Below are 18,317 nucleotides of genomic sequence, written 5' to 3'. Positions count from 1 at the left end.
CACCGCGCGCCGTCGGTTCGCGGCGGCGCGGTTGCAAGCAAAGGGAGGAAAGAATGTTGAAATTCGCATTGAAACTGGCAGCTGCCGCAACGCTGCTCGCCGGCGTCTCATTGGGCACGCCGGCACTGGCGCAGGATGGGCACAAGACGTTCTATCTGCTGTCGCATGGAGGTCCGTCGGATGCGTTCTGGCTGGACTGGAATGCTGGTGCCACCAAGGCCTGCGATCAGCTCAAGGTGACCTGCAAGATCTCCTTCAGCGGCGGCGACATGGCAGCGCAGAAGGAAGCCTTCAACTCGGCCCTTGCCGCCAAGCCCGACGGCATCGCCACCACATCGGCGCAGCCCGGTCTGTGGACCGAGGAGGTGAAGGCAGCCAAGGCGGCCGGCATCCCGATCGTGTTCTTCAACACCGACGATCCGGCTACCGGGCGGCAGGCCTATGTCGGCGCTGACCTCAAAGAGGCCGGCGTCATCTGGGCCAAGTACCTTGTCGACCACAAGATGGTGAAGCAGGGCGACAAGGTGTTCCTGCCGGTGGAGGTGCCTGGCGCCAGCTACCAGCAGTTGGAGACCGAAGGCATCGCCAGCGTCTTCGATCCGCTCGGCATCAAATATGATGTGGTCGATTGCGGCACCGACCCGGCCGGCATCATCGCCAAGATGACCGACTATATGGTCGCCAACAATCCGCCGGCGATCATCGCGCTTGGCGATTCCGTGGCGGCCAGCGTCAAGCGGGTGTTCGACGGCGCCGGCGTGCCGGCCGGCAAAATCCCGGTCGTCGGCTGGGGCAACTCCAAGGAAACCGCCGAGGCCGTCAAATCCGGCTTCGTCAACGCGGCCGCCTGGCAGTTCCCGTCGGCGCAAGGCTTTATGCCGGTGGCGCTGCTCGGCCTCGCCGCCTCGGGCGAGCCGATCGGCTACGACATCCACACCTTCAGCCTCTACGACGCGACAAGCGTCGAGCCGATCCTGAAGCTCTACAACACGAAGTGAAAACCGGCGCCCGCGGGGCAAGCCGCGGGCACCTCTTCAAAGCATGGTTCAAGCAGTCATGACGATCGCCGCAGAAGACGAAATGCCTGTCGGGAAACGCAGATCGAGCCTGATGCGCTCGCCGCAGTTCTCGTCCTTCGTCATCCTCATCATTTTGCTGGCGGTGTTCGCCATCGCCGATGCCAATTTCCTGTCGCCGCTCAACATTTCCAACATGATGGCGTTCCTGCCCGAGCTCGGCATCATCGCGCTCGGCATGACGCTGCTTTTGACGGCGGGCGAGTTTGACCTGTCGGTCGGCGCCGTGTTCGGGCTGGCGCCGGTGGTGGTCATGCTTTTGGTGCAGAATGGCGAGGCCGGCATCGGCGTGGCTCTGCTTGCCGGGCTTTTGCTGTGCGTGGTGATCGGTGCGATCAACGGGTTGATCGTGACCAAGATCGGCATCTCTTCCTTCCTGGTCACGCTGTCGATGCTGCTCGTGGTGCGCGGGGCGGCGCTCTACGTCACGCAAGGATTTCCACTGAAATCCTGGGACCAGCCCGGCTTTTTCGTGACGCTGCTGGCCGGCAGCTTCAATGTCGGCTCGTTCCGGTTCTACACCTCGCTGTGGTGGTTCATCGGCCTGTCACTGCTGGCGATCTACATCCTGCGCTACGCCAAGCTCGGCAACTGGATCAGCGCCATCGGCAGCAATCGCAACGCGGCGGTGGCGCGCGGCGTGCCGGCCGATGCCGTCAAGATCTGGCTGTTCATCCTCACCTCGGTGCTGGCGGGACTGGCCGGCATGATCAGCGCCTTCCGCATTTCGGCCGCCTCGCCGGTAGCCGGCACCGGCTACGAGCTCGAAGTGATCGCCATGGTCGTGGTCGGCGGCACGGCGCTGACCGGTGGGCGCGGCACGATCCTGGGCACCATCGTCGGCGCGCTGATGCTGCGGGCCATCCGAAACGGCATCGTGCTGATCGGCGTGCCTGGGCTCGCCTACAACATCTTCGTCGGCGTCATCATCCTCGCCATGCTCATCCTGCACGCTTTGCTGCAGAAGAACGCCGCAAGGAGCTGACGATGGAAGTGCTTCGGCTGCAGAATCTGCAAAAGTCCTTCGGCAGCGTGCGGGCGCTGAAGAGCGCCTCCTTCACGCTCAACGAGGGCGAGGTGGTGGCTTTGCTCGGCGACAATGGCGCTGGCAAGTCGACGCTGATCAAGGCGATCTCCGGCGTGTTTCCAGCCGACCGCGGCGACATCTATGTGCGCGGCGAGAAGGCATCGATCCGCTCGACCCGCGACGCGATGGATCTCGGCATCGAGACCATCCACCAGGACACCTCACTGGCGCCGGATCTCAGCATCGCGCGTAATCTTTTCCTCGGCCGCGAACCGGTCAATCTTGGATGGCTCGGCGTGTTCGCGCCGCTCGATCTCGCCAAATTGCGCGGTGCCGCCTCGGCCCTTTTGAAGCGCGTCGGCATCTCGAAAAAGCTGGACGCCGATGCGCTAGTCAGCACGCTGTCGGGCGGTGAGCGCCAGTCGATCGCGATTTCGCGCGCCATGCAGTTTGCCGCCAAGGTCATCATTCTCGACGAACCAACCAACAATCTCGGCGTCGAGGAAACCCATGGCGTGCTGCGCTTCGTCAAGGAGGTGCGCGACGCCGGCCATTCCGTGCTTCTGATCACCCACAACATCCACCATGTGTTCCAGGTCGCCGACCGCATCATCGTCATGCGTCGCGGCGAGATCGTCGCCGAGCAGACGGTCGCCGATACCGATCTGTTGACCGTGGAAAGCATCATCACTGGCGCCGACATGTCGGCCCTGCTCAAGGAGGCGAGGGCAAAATGAAGGACGTCGCATGGTAGAACTCTACGGCAAGGCGCTGTCGCGCCGGCAGGTCAGCGAACGCTCGGGCATGCTGTCGCAATTCGCCGGCGTGCGGCTGATGACACTCGGCGACGGTGTGGAACGTGGCATCCGCATGCTGGAGTTCCGCACCGGCTCGGGCCTGCGCTTCACCGCGCTGGTCGACCGGGCGCTCGATATCGCGGACTGTGACTTCAAGGGCCAGGCGATCGGCTGGCATTCGCCGAGCGGCTTTCGTCATCCCGGCCTGCACGACTATGAGGGCGAGGCGGGCCTGGCCTGGGCGCGTTCTTTCTCGGGCCTGCTTGTCACCTGCGGGCTCGACCATATCTTGGGGCGGGAAGAAGTGCCGGCCGAGAGTTACAACTATCCGGGGAAGAAGTCCGTCGTCCATTCGCTGCACGGCCGCGTCGGCACCATTCCGGCCAGGTTGACCGGCTATGGCGAGACCTGGGACGGCGACCGCTGCGTGCTGTGGGCCGAAGGCATCGTTCAGCAGTCGGCGGTGTTCGGCGAGGACCTGCATCTGCTGCGGCGCGTCGAGGCCGATGTCGGCAGCAACGAGATCAGGCTCTTCGACCGTGTCGTCAATCACGGCTTCAACCGCACGCCGCATATGTATTTCTACCACGTCAATGTCAGCCATCCCCTGCTCGACGAAGGCTCGCGCTATCTGGCGCCGATCCGGGACGTCGTCTGGGCCGGCCATGGCGGCGAGTGCTACCAGACGCAGAAGGTCGGCTACCGCACGGTGCCGGCGCCGCAACTGGGTTTCAGCGAGCAGGTCTGGCAGCACGAGATGGCGGCCGATGCCAAGGGCGACGTGCCCGTGGCGGTGGTCAACGATCAGCTCGGGCTTGGCTTCGAAGTGGTTACCCGCAAGGACCAGCTGCCTTGCGCCTATCAATGGCAGAATTTCCAGGCGGGGCAGTATGCGCTGGGCATCGAGCCCTCGACGCATCATGTGCTGGGCAATCTCGCCGCACGCGAACGCGGCGAGATGATCTGGCTGGAGCATGGCGACAGCCGCTCCTATGATGCGGCGTTCCGCGTTCTGGACGGCGCCGGTGCGATCGCCGCATGCGAGCGGCGGATCGCGGCGATCGCAATGCAGCCGCAAGAGGATTATCCAATGCCGTCGGGCAAATTTCCGACCCTCGGGAGCGCAGGTCGATGACGGGCGCGCGACGACAGAAAGGGCCGGCTGACGAGCCCGCCCGGTTCAATATCCGGAGGCCATGATGACGGCTGGCAAGATGAAGCGCGACTACAGCCTGGTCGGCGAAAGCACGCGGATCGCGATCGAGACCGGGCTGGCCTCGGCCGAATGGTATCACACCGACGTCCCGCGCAAGACAATGAAGGAGCTGATGCAGCGCTCCGACGGTCCGGCGATCCGCGACACCGTCATCTGGATCGCCGCCATATTGGGCTCGGCAGCGGGAATTGTTTGGTTCTGGGGCAGTTGGTGGGTGGTGCCGTTTTTGTTTATCTACGGTGTGCTTTACGGCTCCTCCAGCGACTCGCGCTGGCACGAATGCGGCCACGGCACGGCCTTCCGCACCCGCTGGATGAACGATGTCGTCTACCAGATCGCCAGCTTCATGCTGATGCGCAATCCGGTGACCTGGCGCTGGAGCCACGCCCGCCACCACACCGACACGATCATCGTCGGCCGCGACGCCGAGATCGCCGTTATGCGCCCGCCGGACCTGTTGCGCGCCGCACTCGCCTTCACCGGCGTCCTCGATTTCCGCTATTCGCTGCCGACGCTGGTGCGCAACGCGTTCGGCAACCTCTCGCCCGGCGAGAAAAGCTTCGTGCCCGAGATGGAGCAGCGCAAGGCGGTGATCGCCGCGCGCTGGCATGTCGCCATCTATGTCGCGGCGATCGCGCTGGCGCTTTATCTCTGGTCATTCCTGCCGCTGGTGCTGATCGGCCTGCCGCGCCTCTACGGCAGCTGGCACATGGTGCTGACCGGGCTGTTGCAGCATATCGGGCTGGCCGACAATGTCACCGACCACCGGCTGAACACGCGCACCGTCACCATGAACCCGATCAGCCGCTTCATCTACTGGAACATGAACTACCACGTCGAACATCACATGTTTCCGATGGTGCCCTATCACGCGCTGCCGAAGCTGCATGCGATGATCAAGCACGATCTGCCGGAGCCCAATCCGTCGATGTGGCATGCCTATCGCGAGGTCTGGCCGGTGCTTATCAAACAGCTCCGCTACGAGGACTATTTCCTCAAGCGCGAATTGCCGCCGACGGCGCGGCCGTACCGGGAGGAGTTCCATGCCCTGACCGTTCCGGCGGCAGCGGAATAGGGAGAAAACGTATGGCGGACTGGGTTGAAGCGTGTGGCGTCGATGATGTCGAGGAAGAGGATGTCATCCGCTTCGACCATGGCGGACGCACCTTTGCCATCTTTCGCAGCCCGGATGACGAGTTCTTTGCCACCGACGGTTTCTGCACGCACGAGAAGGCGCATCTGGCCGATGGGCTGGTGATGGACGACATCATCGAATGCCCCAAGCACAATGGCCGCTTCAACTACAAGACCGGTGCCGCCAAGGGCGCTCCGGTCTGCGTCAATCTCGCGACCTATCCGGTGAAGGTCGAGGCTGGCAAAGTGATGATCCAGATCGGCTGACCTGCCGCAGCATGCAACAGAGGGAACCCTTATCGATGAGCCGAACAAGACCGACAGTGGCAGACCTGCGCGCCTTGAAGGGCAAGCGCCAGCTGACCATGCTGCGTGTGCTGACGATGGACGAGGCCGAGGCCGCCGAGCGGGCAGGGGTAGACATCGTCTCGGTGCCGCCCGAACTGGTGCTCAACCCGCAATATCGCGATGCGGCGCCCAGCCTGTTCACCATGCCGGGCGACAATTTCTTCGAGATTGGAACCACGGATGATTTCCTGCGCTGGGCCTTCCGGCTCTACAAGGCCGGCGCTGACGCGGTCTATTGCAGCGCCGGCTACGCCACGATCAAGCGGATGGCCGATGATGCCATCCCGGTCATCGGCCATGTCGGCCTCATTCCGTCGCGTGCAACCTGGACGGGCGGCTTCAAGGCGGTCGGCAAGACCGCCGACACCGCCATGCAGGTCTTCGAAGCGGTGAAGCAGCTGGAGGCCGCCGGCGCCATTGGCGCCGAGATCGAGGTTGTGCCGGTCGAGGTGGCCAAGGCGATCTCGGAACGGACGTCGCTGATCATGCTGTCGATGGGGGCGGGCACCGGCTGCGACGCGCAATATCTGTTCGCCGACGACATCCTTGGCCAGAACCGTGGCCATATGCCCCGCCATTCCAAGGTCTACCGGAATTTCGCCGCCGAGTATGATCGCCTGCAGGCGGAGCGCATCGCGGCGTTCTCCGAATATGTCGCCGACGTCAACAGCCTGGCCTATCCCGAGGACAGGCACGTGGTGCACATGGATCCGGCCGAGCTACGCCTGTTCCTGGACAAGGTCGGCCGGGCGTAAGGTCGCCCGCCAGCTTCCGCCAATGAGCGCGGCATAGAGCACTTCGGCGTCGATGCCGAGCGGCCGGTCCTCCTTCAGGGCAGGGACCAGCGCCCGTATCGCCGTGTGAATTGCGGCGGTGCGTGACGCCAGGGTGAACCCTTCACGCAAATCGACCGCTTGTGCCGCCGCCATCAGCTCGAAGGCGATCAGCCTTCGCCACAGCACGATCATCCCGGCGCATTTCGCGACAGTCAGCGGTGTTTGCGTGGCATGGTCCTCGACGCCTTCCGAAACCGGCAGGAAATCAAGCATCACCGGATTGGCCTTGTGGCGGATGGCGGCCAGGATCGATGTCGCCGTCTTCTGCAGCGGCACGAAGCCAGCCGAGGCGCCGCCGACCGGCGACAGATATTTGGGCAGGCCGTTGCGGCCCGAACCGGTGAGCTGGATGAAACGGGCGGCACTCGCGGCGGCACATTGAGCAATCGCCAGGCCGAGCGTCTCGAAAGCCAGCGACAGCGACGCGGTGTGGAAATTGCCGGTCGACAGCACCAGATCGTCATCGCTGAGCACCAGCGGGTTGTCGGCGGCGGCATTGAGTTCGATCTCGGTCGCCTGCCTCGCCTGACCGATCGCCTCGATGAGGGCACCGTGGATTGACGGCATGCAGCGGATCGACAGCGGGTCTTGCAAGGTGGTCGGCGCCGGCGCTTCGTCGCGGGCGAGCAGATCGTGCAACGCCTTTGCCGCTTCCTGCTGGCCGGCCGCCGGCCGCGCCATGTGCAGGCGCGGGTCGAGGATGGTACGGTTGGCGCCAAAGCCTTCCATGGTCAGCGCGCCGGCCTGCTGCTGCTGGGCAAGCGCGGACAGCGCATCCGTGACCACGAGCGCACCGCTGCCGGCGGACACGGCCGAAGCGTTGATCAGCGACAGCCCATCCTTGGGCGCCAGGCTGATGGGGACGAGACGCGCCATCATCAGCGCCTTGGCCGCCGGCATTCGCCTGCCCTGATAGTCGGCTTCGCCTTCGCCGGTCAGCAGGCGGGCAAGCGCGGTCATCAGCACCAGATCGCCGGCGCCGATCGAGCCGAGCGACGGCATCACCGGATGGACGCCGGCATTGAGCGCGTCGACCAGGGCGACGAAAACGGCAGGCGAAAGCCCAGAGCCGCCGGCCGAAAGCATCGATGCACGGGCAAACATGGTTGCCCGCACGGCCTCGATCGGCAACGCTTCGCCAACCGCGCCGCTTCGCCCTTCCAGCAGCTGGCGTTGGAAGGCGCTGGCGTCGCCCTCGACCGTCGTGCCGAGACTGGCGCCGAGCCCGGTGTTGAGACCATAGATCTGCTGGCCGGACATGGCGGCCTGGTCGAGCACTTTTCGCGCCCTCTCCAGCCTGCCGATGACATCGGGTCCGATTTCCACCTTGCGCGCTTCGCGGGCCACAGTGGCGACATCCGCAGTGCCGACGCCGGTTCCGGTGAGGACGAGCGCGTTCATGCGAAGCGCAGCCTCTGGCCGATGCCTTGCGCCTGCGCCTTGGCCAGCATCGCCTTGCCCAACGCGATGTCGGACAGCGACAGGCCGGGATGCCAGAACAGGATCGTCTCGCTGTCGCTTTCACGCCCGGCCTTGAGGCCGGCGACGATCTGGCCGAGCTCGGCGTGCAGCGTCTTTTCGCTCAGCCGTCCGGTCTCGACATGGGCGCGCAGCGAGCCGAACTTGCCGCCCTTGCACTGGCCCCAATCATCGACGACCATCTTCTGCATGATGTCGGTCAGCGACAGTTCCACCGCGCTCATTGTGCCATAGGGCACGACCAGCGCACCGGGCTTGATCCATTCGGTCTTCAACAACGGTTGCGGCTCCGGCAGCCGCGAGGCCTCGACGACGATGTCGGCGCCTTCGACGCAACTCTTCCAGTCGGCGACTGCCGTCACCGGCTTGCCGAGATCGGCGGCGAGTTTGGCGGCGAAACCGTCGCGGCTTTCCGGACGGCGCGAATGGACGCGGATCTCGTCGAAGTCGAAGAGATGGTCGAGCAGGCGAACGTTCCAGTAGGCGGTGCCGCGCGCGCCGATATGGGCCAGCACCTTTGAGCCCTTGCGCGCCAGGTGCTTGGCGCCAATGGCGGTGACGGCGCCGGTGCGCATATCGGTGATGACGGTGGCGTCGAGGATGGCGCGCGGTGTGCCGGTGCGCGGATCGAACAGGTTGAGGATGCCGAATTCGGAAGGCAGGTCGTGCAGGTAGTTGTCGACATAGTCGCCGACGATCTTGACGCCGGCCGTGTCGAGCGGCGCGACGTAGCCGCGCAAGACATTGAAATGGCCGTGGAAGGACGGGTCGGGCTCGAGATGGACGCGCGGCTCGATCACCGTCTGGCCATTGCCTTGCGCCACCAGGCCGGCCTCGACGGCGGCGATGATTTCGGCATCGGTCATGGCAAGGGCATCGATGTCGAGGGCATTGAGGTAGTCGATATAGATGGGTTTCATGTGACGCGTACACTTTCCTCGGCCACCCCGTTCATCCCATAGCAGGCTAAGAAGCGACACGAAAGTTTGTTGCGCCAACTCTGGACGCGGCCGGCCAAATGCTGTTCAAACCGGTCCCGACATGACGGCCATTCCCGACACAGAAGCCTTGCCCGAAACGGCCACCAACGCGCGGCGCGTGGCGCTGATCGTCGCCATCGCGTTCTTCATGCAGCTGCTGGATTCGACGATCATCTCAACCTCGCTGCCGCAGATGGGCGCCTCCTTCGGCGTGCCGGCGGTGGCGATGAGCATCGGCATCACCGGCTATATGCTGGCCATGGCGGTGTTCGTGCCATTGTCGGGATGGCTCGCCGACCGTTTCGGTGCGCGCAACATCTTCCTGCTGGCCATTGCGCTGTTCACGTTGGCGTCGATCGCCTGCGGTTTCTCCGGGAATTTGACCCAGTTCGTCACCGCACGCGTCGTGCAAGGGCTGGGCAGCGCGCTGATGACACCGGTCGGCCGCATTCTCGTGTTGCGCAATGCCTCAAAGTCCGAGCTGCTCAACGCCACCGCGCTGATCACCTGGCCGGCGCTGTTCGCACAAGTGGTCGGGCCGGTTCTCGGCGGTTTCATCACCACCTATCTGTCCTGGCACTGGAATTTCTTCATCAACATTCCGCTCGGCGTGATTGGGCTGGCGCTGGTCGCCCGCTTCATTCCGGGCGACCGCGAGGCCGATCCCAAGCCGCTCGACTGGCCGGGCTTCGCGCTGACATCGGCGGGGCTCGCTCTGCTGCTCTACGGCCTCGAGCGCATCGCGCATCCGGAGGACGGTGTCCTGCCGACGGTGGCGCTCATCGTGGCCGGCATCGTCATCGGGTGGCTGGCGGTGCGCCATCTGAGGCGCGCGCCGCATCCGCTGCTCGACCTGTCGTCGTTCAAGGTGCTGACCTTTGCCATCTCGACGCTTGCCGCCGGCACCATTTTCCGGGTGGCGATCAATGCCACGCCGTTCCTGCTGCCGCTGCTGTTCCAGGTCGGCTTCGGCTTGAGACCCGTCGATGCCGGCATGATGATCCTCGCCTATTTCCTCGGCAATCTCGGCATGAAAACGGTGACGACACCGACGCTGCGCCGCTTCGGCTTCCGCTCGGTGCTGGTCGTCAATGGCCTGATCGCCTCGGCGTCTATCATGGCGTGCGCGGCGATCTCGCCGCAGACGCCGCAAGCGCTGGTGATTGGGTTGATGCTGATCGCCGGCTTGTCGCGCTCGATGCAGTTCACCGCCCTCAACACGCTGGCCTTCGCCGATATCGACGCAGCGCAGCGCAGCTCGGCGGCGACGCTCTCCAGCATGCTGCAGCAAGTGGCGATGCTGTTCGGCGTCGCGGTGGCGGCGGCCATCCTCAACCTGTCGCAGATCGCCTGGGCCGAGCCGGCGCTCGATCTCGTCGATTTTCGAGCAGCCTTCCTGGCGATCGGCGCCATCGGGTTGGTGGCGGCGTTGCGTTTCCTCGCGCTGCCGCCAGGTGCGGGCGCCGAGGTTTCAGGCCACGCGGCTGGGAATTGAAATCGAATTTTTCCACCAAATGCGGAGATAAATTCCGCCCCGTCCTTTCGCCTCGATGCGGCGCTTTCGCGAGCCATCGCAATGGTGGAACCAATTGCCAAAAGTGCAGAGTTTTCCGAGCATTGCGCCAGCTTCGGCAATCGATGCGTCCACTCGTTGAATATCGCCGCCGAGCGGGCTTCTGAACGCGGATTCATTTGACGAACCGGCGTTGAGCCGATTAGCTTTCTTTCCCAGGGATGGCAGCGCTGCCATGGGGGCGTAAGCAGACATGAACGCGATCGGCTGGCCGAATTTCAGGAGCCTGAATCAGGAAGGCATTGTCTTTGCCATCGCGGTGGTGCTGTTCGTTGCCGCCGCCATCGGCCTGCCGGGCTTCATCGATCCCAACAACCTTGTTGCCATCGTGCGTTCTGTCTCGGTGCTCGGCATATTGGCGCTCGGCATGGCTGTCGTCATCATCGGCCGCGGCATCGATCTCTCGGCGGTGGCGATCATGGCAATGTCGGTTGCCTGGTATCTGCAACTCCTGAATTCGGGAACGCCGGACGGGCTGGCCTTCGCCTATGTGCTGGCCGGGGTGCTGGCCATCGGCCTGCTCAACGGCTTCCTCGTCGCCTATGCCGATGTGCCGGCGATCTTCGTGACGCTGGCGACAGGCTCCTTCGTCTTCGGCTATGTGCGCTCGCAATTGATCACGCAGGATGCCGTGCCGGTGCCGCAAGGCCATTGGGTCGAGCTTCTCGGCGGCTTGCGCTTCCTCGACATTCCCATCGAGGTGTTCGTCTTCGCCGGTCTCGCCTTCCTGTTTTTCCTGTTCCTGCGCTACACCAAATGGGGCCGCTACATCTATTTCGCCGGCGACAATCCGGTGGCCGCGCGCAACATCGGTATTCCGGTGCGGCCGATGCTGGTGCTGCGCTACGTCCTGTCTGCCTTCGTCGCGCTGATTGCCGGCCTGCTGACGGCGGCCAGCCTGCATTCGATCAACACCCGCGTCGTCAATTCGACGCTGCTCTACGACATCGTCCTGGTGGCGGTGATCGGCGGCATCGGCCTGTCTGGCGGGCGTGGCGGGGTGCGCAATGTGCTGGTCGGCGCGGCACTGATCGGCATCCTGCTCAACGCCATGACCATCATCGACATTCCGCTGCTCTACCAGAACCTGATCAAGGCGGCGATCCTGCTGGGGGCGATCATCGTCGACGGCATCATCAATCCACGTGACGAACAGACCGCGCAGCAGGGCGATATCTGAACCAAACGCGGACGGTTGGGGCCGTCCGTGAACAACCATGACCAAACCAGAGGATGTGACATGAAACTGATCAAGACACTCATGGCCGCTGCCACGGCGCTAGCAGTTACCGCCTTCGTGGCGCCCAGCTTTGCCGCCGACGATCCGGGTCCGGCTGCCTATGCGCAGGCGCTGAAGGGCAAGCGCGTCATGCTGGTGCCGCTGGCGATGGGCTTCGATCTGGCGCAGGGCTGGGCACACTATCTGAAGACCGAAGTCGAGGCCTGGGGCGGCGTCTTCGAAACGCGCGACCCAAACTGGGTGGTCGATGCCGGCGCGCAGGCGATCACCGATGCCATCTCGTCGGATACCAGGCCGGACGTGCTGATCATTCACGCACCGGACCTCAATTCCTATTCCAAGCTGATGAAGAAGGCGCAGGCCGCCGGTACCTACGTCATGCTGGTCGACAATCCGGCCAATTTCCCGGCCGACGCCTTTGTCGGCAGCGACTGGGACCGGCTTGGCCAGCTTGAGGCCGAAGCGGCGATCAAGGGCTGCGGCGAAAAATCGTCGAAGAAGATCGGCCTGGTGCAGGGCGACCAGGCGAATTCCTCCAGTCTTTATCAGTATGCCGGCATCATGAAGGTTCTGGACAAGCATCCCGACTTCAAGGTGGTGGCCAAGCCCGACTCCAACTGGGATGCGACGACCTCGCGCAACGTGACGACGACGATGCTGCAGCAGAACCCCGACATCTGCTCGATCATAGATTTCTGGGATGGTGACGCAACTGGCGCCTCGGCCGCGATCCGCGACGCCAAGCTCGACGGCAAGGTGTTCCTGGTCACCACCGGCGGCGGCGAAAAGGCGGCCGACTGCGACAAGCTGCAGGACGGCACCTATGGCGCCGTGGTGATGACCGACCTTGCCCGCCAGTCTGGCGACATGAACGCCATCATGAAGTTCCTGCTGCAGAGCGGCCAGCCGGCCGGCACATCGCACACCTACATCTACACTCTGGAGAAGGCGACGACCAAGGCCGACCTCAAGCCCGACAGCTGCTGGGACCTGAAGGCGCTGCAGGCCGAAGCGGCGGCGAAATAAGCCTATCGTCTCCAACACCGATCAACGAGGTGGCCGGATTGCCCGGCCACCTCTTTCTCTTGCAGCAGTGACCTGATGTCCTTTCGCGAACGCCTCCAGTCCTGGCGCTACAATCTCGTGCCCGACCATCTCGTCGGCGAGATACTGACCAAACGCTGGACCGACAACGCCATTCCGTTCCTGGCGCTGGTGGCGACGCTCAGCGTGTTCGGCTCGATCATTCCGGGCTTCTTCAAACTGACCTCGCTGCAGGAATCGACCCGCCAGCTCGGCGAATTCTCGATGATGGTCACCGGCATGACGGTGGTGATGCTTGGCGGTGGCATCGACCTGTCGGTCGGCTCGATCTTCGCACTGTCCTGCTTCTCGGCCGTCTATGTCTTTTTCATCCTCGAACAGCCGATCTGGCTGGCGATGGCCGCGTCGCTCGCCACCGGCCTCGTCTTCGGCGCCATCAACGGCTATCTGGTCGGGTACCTCCGGCTGCGGGCCTTTCTCACCACGCTGGTCACCTTCATCTTCGGGCGGGCGCTGTTCGACATCCTCGTCACCACCTATGCCGCCGACGTGCAGCTTTCGACAGCCACCTCCAATGTGCTCGACTTCATCGGCGACAGCACGTTCTGGGGCCTGTCCGTCTCGGTCTGGCTGGCGATCCTCCTCGCCATCGTCACCCATGTCGCGTTGACGCGTTCGCGGCCGGGCTGGCATGTGCTGGCGGTCGGCGGCTCCAGGCGCTCGGCCCACAATGCCGGCATCCGCGTGCGCCGCACGGTGTTCATGACCTATGTCTTCTCCGGCTTCTGCGCCTCGATCGGCGGTTTTCTGATCGCTTGTCGCCTGAGCGGGGCAGGGCCGGGAACAGGCCTCAACCTCGAGATCATGGCGCTGACGGCGGCGGTGGTCGGCGGCGTCAGCCTCGGCGGCGGGCGTGGATCGGTGATCAAGGGGCTGATGGGCGCCATCATCGTCTTGACCATGACCAACGGGCTGATCCGGCTGGGCTACGGCACCGGCACCAACCAGATGGTGCTCGGCATCATGCTGGCGGTGGCGGTGACCATCGATATCCGCTGGCTGAAGAACCGCCACAAGGTGCTGAACGAGGTCTATGTCGCGCCGGTCTATCTGAAGATGGGCGCAACCCAGTCGGCGGCGCCTAGTTCGGGGACGCCTTACGAGCTCGATAATCGGTTGTCGGTCGCCGATCACATCGGGCTTGGCGAACTGGAAGGGCCGGAAGACGTCATCCTCGATCGCGACGACCATCTCTACTGCGGCACGCGCCATGGCGAGATCGTCCGTTTCTTCGCGCCGGACTATGTCAAATCGGAACTGTTTGCCCACATTGGCGGCTTTCCGTTGGGTCTTGCCTTCGACAAATCGGGCAATCTGATCAGCTGCGTCGGCGCCATGGGACTCTATTCGGTCTCGCCGCAGCGCGAGGTGAGACGGTTGTCGGCTGAGACGTCGCGCTCCTGGACCTCGATCGTCGACGATGCGCGTTTGCGCGATCCCAATGATTGCGACGTGGCACCCGATGGCCGCATCTATTTTACGGATTCAACGAAGCGCTATGACGCCCACGATTGGGCGCTGGATTCGATCGAGAACCGCGCCACCGGCCGGCTGCTGGTCTACGATCCGAAGGATGGTTCGACCAGGACGCTGCTCGACGGCTACCGCTACACCAACGGTGTCTGCATGGCGCATGACGGCAAGTCGCTGTTCTTTGCCGAAAGCTGGGCCTGTCGCGTGCACAGATACTGGCTGGAAGGGCCGAAGGCCGGCACCGCCGAATGCGTCATCCGCGACATGCCCGGCTATCCCGACAACATCAACCGCGCCTCCGACGGCAATTACTGGATGGCGTGGCTCGGCATGCGCACGCCGAGCTTCGACCTTTCGCTGCGTCATCCCGATATGCGCAAACGCATGACGCGCCGGCTACCGCAGGACGAATGGCTGTTCCCCAACATCAACACCGGCGGCGTGGTGAAGTTCAACGAAACCGGAGGCATCGTCGAGGCGATGGGCGACCTCACCGGCGGTGCGCACCCGATGGTCACCTCGATGCGCGAGCACAAGGGGTTTCTGTTCGTCGGCGGCATCCTCAACAACCGCATCGGCCGCTACAAGATCGCCGGCGCCGACCCGACCTGGACCAGCCCTGCTTCCTATTGGGGGGCGAAGCCATGATCCTCGATCCGGTGCTTGACCTCTTTCGCGGCAAGGCGGTGACCATCCCGCCGCTCGATGGCGCTTTCCGGCCCAACACGCAGCTGGATGACGCCCCGGCTTTCACCGAACTGACCGAACCGGACAATCTGCTGATTTCAGGTGACAGGCTGTTGGCCTCCAGCGGCAACGCCATCCACGCGATTGCTGCCGGCGTTGAACCTGTCCTGGTCGAAGCGTTTCCATCTGGGGTCACGGCGCTGGCGCTCTCGCCGTCGGGAGAGCTGACGGTCGGGCTCGAAAGTGGCAAGCTGCTGATTGCCGCTAAGGAGGTTTCGCTGCCTCCAGAGATCCGCTGCATCACCGCACTTGCCTATGCCGATGATGGCACGCTCTGGCTGGCCAATGGCTCGGCCGAGCACGCGCCATCGCTATGGGCCGCCGACTTGATGAAGAAGGGCGCGTCCGGTTCGCTATGGAAGCGGGAGGCAGCAGGCGGCGGCCTCCGCAAGGTGGCCAGGGAGATTGCGTTCCCTTATGGACTCCATCCCATGGGGCGGGATGTGCTGGTCAGCGAAAGTTGGCGTCACCAGCTCGTCCGCTTCGATGGCGCGACCGGCAACCGCTCGGCGGTGTTGACGCATCTGCCCGGCTATCCCGCGCGGCTGTCGCCTTCCGCCGATGGCGGGGCCTGGCTGACCTTGTTTGCGCCGCGCAACCGGCTGATCGAATTCGTGCTGCAGGAAACGCATTACCGGCAGGACATGATCGAACAGGTGCCGCCGGCCTACTGGATCGCGCCGGCGCTGGCCTCCAGCCGCAGCTTCCTCGAACCGCTGCAATGCGGCGGTATCCGTACCATGGGCATTCACAAGCCATGGTCGCCGAGCCGCTCCTATGGGCTGGTGGTCAGGCTGGACCAGAAAATGCAGCCGCAATTCAGCCTGCACAGCCGCGCCAACGGCACGCGCCACGGCATTTGCAGCGTGGTGGAAAAGGATGGCCTTCTGTTCATCGCCTCCAGGGGAGGCGACTGCGTGCTGTCCGTCGCCACGGGAGGTTTCTGATGGAGCCGATCGTCCGTCTGGAAAACGTCACCAAGACCTATCGCGGCGTGCCCGCGGTGAAAAACGTCAGTTTCGAACTGCGCAAGGGCGAAATCCACGCGTTGCTCGGCGAGAATGGCGCGGGTAAGTCGACGCTGACCAAGATCATCGCCGGCGTCGTCGACGCCACCTCCGGCAAGATGTTCCACAAGGGACAGGAGATCGCCTACGCCTCGCCGCACGCGGCGCTCGAAGCAGGCATCGCCATGGTGTTCCAGGAAACCAGCCTGGTGCCGTCGATGACGGTGGCGCAGAACCTTTATCTCGGCACTGAAAAGTTCCTCAACCGGCTGCGCGGTACTTACATTTCGGCGCAGCAGTTCCTGCAGTCGCTGAACTTTCCCGTCGATCCGAATGCGATGGTGGCGACGCTGGGTGCGGCCAAGCGGCAGATGGTGGAGATCGCGCGCGCCGTCCATCACAATGCCGAGATCATCATCTTCGACGAGCCGACGGCGACGCTGACGCCCGAGGAGAAGCGGCACTTCTTCGCGTTGATCCGTCGGCTGAAGGCCAGCGGCGTGTCGATCGTCTTCATCAGCCACGCGCTGGAAGAGGCACTGATGATTGCCGACCGCATCACCATTTTGCGCGACGGTGAGCTGGTCATTACCGACGACACATCCGCCTTCGACCGCGATCGGATCGTCGCCGCCATGGTCGGGCGTACGCTGTCGGGGCAGATCTACCGCCAGCGTGACGAGGCCAAGCTGCGCAAGGCCGGCAAGAAAGTGCTGTCGGTGCAGGACATTTCGATGAGCAATGTCGTGCGCAACAACTCGTTCTCGATCTTCGAAGGCCAGATCACCGGCGTCTTCGGGCTGATCGGTTCGGGCCGCACCGAGACCTTCAAGATCGTCTCCGGCATCTACAAGCGCGATTTTCTGCGCGGCGGCGCCATCGAACTCGACGACAGGCCGGTGCGCTATCTCGTGCCGAGCGAGGCGGTGGCCGACGGCATCGTCTACGTCACCGAGGACCGCAAGAGCGAGGGCATCTTCGAGACGATGGGCATCGCCGAGAACCTGTTCGGAGGGCTTTTGGCGGCGGGCCGCGAAAAGGCCTGGGTGATCAATGCGCAGGAAATGCGGGCATTGTCGGCCGAATGGACCAAGACGCTGAACATCAAGGCAATCAACGACAATGCGCGCGTCGTCGAGCTTTCTGGCGGCAACCAGCAGAAGGTGGTGATCGGCAAGGGACTGGTGCAGCAGCCGCGCATCGTCATCTTCGACGAACCGACGCGCGGCGTCGATGTCGGCGCGATCGCCGAGATCCACCAGATCATCAACCGGCTGGCCGACGAGGGCCTGGCCGTCGTCGTTATTTCCTCCTACCTGCCGGAGGTCATGAACCTGTCCGACCGTATTCTTGTCTGTCGCCAAGGCCGCATCGTCGAGGAGTTTTCGCCGGCGGAGGCGACGGAGGAGAAGATCATGTATGCGGCGGTGCATTAAATGTTTGGCGCAGAATTTTGACATGTCGGATAGTCTTTGCATCGGTGGATCGCAAGCTTTGGCGATTGGCCCAAACGCCTGCCTCTTGGTCATCCTGGGGCGTAGCAAGGAGCGAAGCGACGCGGCGCAGACCCCAGGATCCATGCCGCGACTCGGGAGTACCGCTGCGGTGCTGAATTCTCGCCCGCTGCATTCCTTGGCGACAGTCACGGCATGGATCCCAGGGTCTTCGCGACGGCGCTTCGCGCCTGCTTCGCCCTGGGATGACGAAGTTGAGCGGCGTCGGCCAACTTCCACGGTTTGCGCCAATCTGGGTGGAAACTGAATCAGACAAGCCGATTAGCCGCAATTGCTCAACACCTGATTCAGGGCGCCCAAACGACGATTCAAACGAAAGGACCGAACCATGGCCACCACAAGACTCCTGAGCGATGCCGAAGTGGAAAAAATCCCGGCCGTGAAGGCGGTGTTCGACGACATCCGCGCGACGCGCAAATCCGACTTCGTCAACAATTTCTGGCGCGGGCTGGCCAATGACCCGGCGGCACTGAAGCGGATATGGGAACAGCTCAAGGTGGTGATGGTCACTGAGAGCGCCATCGACCCGCTGACCAAGGAGATGATCTACATCGCCGTGTCGACGGCCAATGGCTGTTCCTACTGCGTCCACTCGCACACAGCGGCAGCCCGCGCCAAGGGCATGACAGACGCGCAGCATGGCGAATTGGTGTCGATCATCGGACTGGCTGGCCAGACCAACCATCTGGTCACCGCGATGCAGATCCCCGTCGACCCGCAGTTCGAGGTGAAGTAAGGCGCGGAGCCGCACGTCTTACCTTCTCCC

General features: G+C 63.7%; 17 protein-coding genes. 14 read left to right on the top strand and 3 right to left on the bottom strand.

Annotated elements, in window-relative coordinates; all coding sequences use genetic code 11:
• The first annotated feature begins 53 nt into the window (after nucleotides 1–53).
• From BPNPMPFG_RS09250 to BPNPMPFG_RS09220, 7 genes are all read left to right on the top strand, one after another.
• Nucleotides 54–998 carry a sugar ABC transporter substrate-binding protein gene (locus BPNPMPFG_RS09250; RefSeq protein WP_258594880.1) on the top strand — a complete coding sequence of 315 codons (945 nt, stop codon included), beginning with the start codon at nucleotides 54–56 and terminating at the stop codon, nucleotides 996–998.
• Nucleotides 999–1,056: 58 nt separating this feature from the next.
• The gene (locus BPNPMPFG_RS09245) at nucleotides 1,057–2,061 is read left to right on the top strand and encodes an ABC transporter permease (protein WP_258594879.1); all 1,005 of its coding nucleotides are present in this window, start codon (nucleotides 1,057–1,059) and stop codon (nucleotides 2,059–2,061) included.
• Complete coding sequence (locus BPNPMPFG_RS09240) at nucleotides 2,058–2,840, top strand: ATP-binding cassette domain-containing protein (RefSeq protein WP_258596684.1); 783 nt, start codon at nucleotides 2,058–2,060, stop codon at nucleotides 2,838–2,840. Before BPNPMPFG_RS09245 ends, BPNPMPFG_RS09240 begins: the two co-directional genes overlap by 4 nt.
• Nucleotides 2,841–2,850: 10 nt before the next feature.
• Entirely contained in the window at nucleotides 2,851–4,035 is a 1,185-nt protein-coding gene (locus BPNPMPFG_RS09235) for an aldose 1-epimerase family protein (protein WP_258594878.1), read from the top strand.
• 61 nt (nucleotides 4,036–4,096) lie between these two features.
• Nucleotides 4,097–5,191, top strand: coding sequence for a fatty acid desaturase family protein (locus BPNPMPFG_RS09230; RefSeq protein ID WP_258594876.1), 1,095 nt, complete (start codon nucleotides 4,097–4,099; stop codon nucleotides 5,189–5,191).
• A gap of 11 nt (nucleotides 5,192–5,202) precedes the next feature.
• Nucleotides 5,203–5,517, top strand: a complete 315-nt coding sequence (locus BPNPMPFG_RS09225) for a MocE family 2Fe-2S type ferredoxin (RefSeq protein ID WP_258594875.1) — start codon at nucleotides 5,203–5,205, stop codon at nucleotides 5,515–5,517.
• 35 nt (nucleotides 5,518–5,552) lie between these two features.
• Nucleotides 5,553–6,353 carry a 3-methyl-2-oxobutanoate hydroxymethyltransferase gene (locus BPNPMPFG_RS09220; protein ID WP_258594872.1) on the top strand — a complete coding sequence of 267 codons (801 nt, stop codon included), beginning with the start codon at nucleotides 5,553–5,555 and terminating at the stop codon, nucleotides 6,351–6,353.
• On the opposite strand, the gene BPNPMPFG_RS09215 is transcribed toward BPNPMPFG_RS09220, so the two are convergent.
• Both BPNPMPFG_RS09215 and BPNPMPFG_RS09210 read right to left on the bottom strand, forming a co-directional pair.
• On the bottom strand, nucleotides 6,318–7,835 hold the full coding sequence (locus BPNPMPFG_RS09215) for an HAL/PAL/TAL family ammonia-lyase (RefSeq protein ID WP_258594871.1): 1,518 nt from the start codon (nucleotides 7,833–7,835) through the stop codon (nucleotides 6,318–6,320). The genes BPNPMPFG_RS09220 and BPNPMPFG_RS09215 overlap by 36 nt on opposite strands.
• Nucleotides 7,832–8,833, bottom strand: coding sequence for an ornithine cyclodeaminase family protein (locus BPNPMPFG_RS09210; RefSeq protein WP_258594869.1), 1,002 nt, complete (start codon nucleotides 8,831–8,833; stop codon nucleotides 7,832–7,834). The genes BPNPMPFG_RS09215 and BPNPMPFG_RS09210 overlap by 4 nt, the downstream gene beginning before the upstream one ends.
• Before the next feature lie 121 nt (nucleotides 8,834–8,954).
• Between BPNPMPFG_RS09210 and BPNPMPFG_RS09205 the strand changes: the two genes are divergently transcribed.
• Nucleotides 8,955–10,388 carry a DHA2 family efflux MFS transporter permease subunit gene (locus BPNPMPFG_RS09205; protein ID WP_258594867.1) on the top strand — a complete coding sequence of 478 codons (1,434 nt, stop codon included), beginning with the start codon at nucleotides 8,955–8,957 and terminating at the stop codon, nucleotides 10,386–10,388.
• Here the strand turns inward: BPNPMPFG_RS09205 and BPNPMPFG_RS09200 are convergent.
• Nucleotides 10,365–10,661, bottom strand: coding sequence for a hypothetical protein (locus BPNPMPFG_RS09200; protein ID WP_258594865.1), 297 nt, complete (start codon nucleotides 10,659–10,661; stop codon nucleotides 10,365–10,367). The genes BPNPMPFG_RS09205 and BPNPMPFG_RS09200 overlap by 24 nt on opposite strands.
• Here BPNPMPFG_RS09200 and BPNPMPFG_RS09195 point away from each other — a divergent pair.
• From BPNPMPFG_RS09195 to BPNPMPFG_RS09170, 6 genes are all read left to right on the top strand, one after another.
• Nucleotides 10,660–11,646, top strand: a complete 987-nt coding sequence (locus tag BPNPMPFG_RS09195) for an ABC transporter permease (protein ID WP_258594863.1) — start codon at nucleotides 10,660–10,662, stop codon at nucleotides 11,644–11,646. The two genes, BPNPMPFG_RS09200 and BPNPMPFG_RS09195, sit on opposite strands and share 2 nt — an antisense overlap.
• 60 nt (nucleotides 11,647–11,706) lie before the next feature.
• A complete protein-coding gene (locus BPNPMPFG_RS09190; protein WP_258594861.1) occupies nucleotides 11,707–12,732 on the top strand; it encodes a sugar ABC transporter substrate-binding protein in 1,026 nt (341 codons plus the stop codon).
• 75 nt (nucleotides 12,733–12,807) lie between these two features.
• Nucleotides 12,808–14,931, top strand: a complete 2,124-nt coding sequence (locus BPNPMPFG_RS09185; protein WP_258594859.1) for an ABC transporter permease — start codon at nucleotides 12,808–12,810, stop codon at nucleotides 14,929–14,931.
• Nucleotides 14,928–15,977 (top strand): SMP-30/gluconolactonase/LRE family protein, encoded by a 1,050-nt coding sequence (locus BPNPMPFG_RS09180; protein WP_258594857.1) that lies wholly within the window; start codon nucleotides 14,928–14,930, stop codon nucleotides 15,975–15,977. The genes BPNPMPFG_RS09185 and BPNPMPFG_RS09180 overlap by 4 nt, the downstream gene beginning before the upstream one ends.
• Nucleotides 15,977–17,473 (top strand): sugar ABC transporter ATP-binding protein, encoded by a 1,497-nt coding sequence (locus BPNPMPFG_RS09175; RefSeq protein WP_258594855.1) that lies wholly within the window; start codon nucleotides 15,977–15,979, stop codon nucleotides 17,471–17,473. The genes BPNPMPFG_RS09180 and BPNPMPFG_RS09175 overlap by 1 nt, the downstream gene beginning before the upstream one ends.
• Nucleotides 17,474–17,879: 406 nt before the next feature.
• Nucleotides 17,880–18,287: a carboxymuconolactone decarboxylase family protein gene (locus tag BPNPMPFG_RS09170; RefSeq protein WP_258594853.1), complete on the top strand. Its 408-nt coding sequence runs from the start codon at nucleotides 17,880–17,882 to the stop codon at nucleotides 18,285–18,287.
• The last annotated feature ends 30 nt before the right edge of the window (nucleotides 18,288–18,317 follow it).

The organism is Mesorhizobium sp. AR07 (genome assembly GCF_024746815.1).
Lineage (GTDB): Bacteria > Pseudomonadota > Alphaproteobacteria > Rhizobiales > Rhizobiaceae > Mesorhizobium.
Note: the sequence above shows the minus strand (reverse complement) of the source record. Positions and strands in the feature narration are given on the sequence as shown.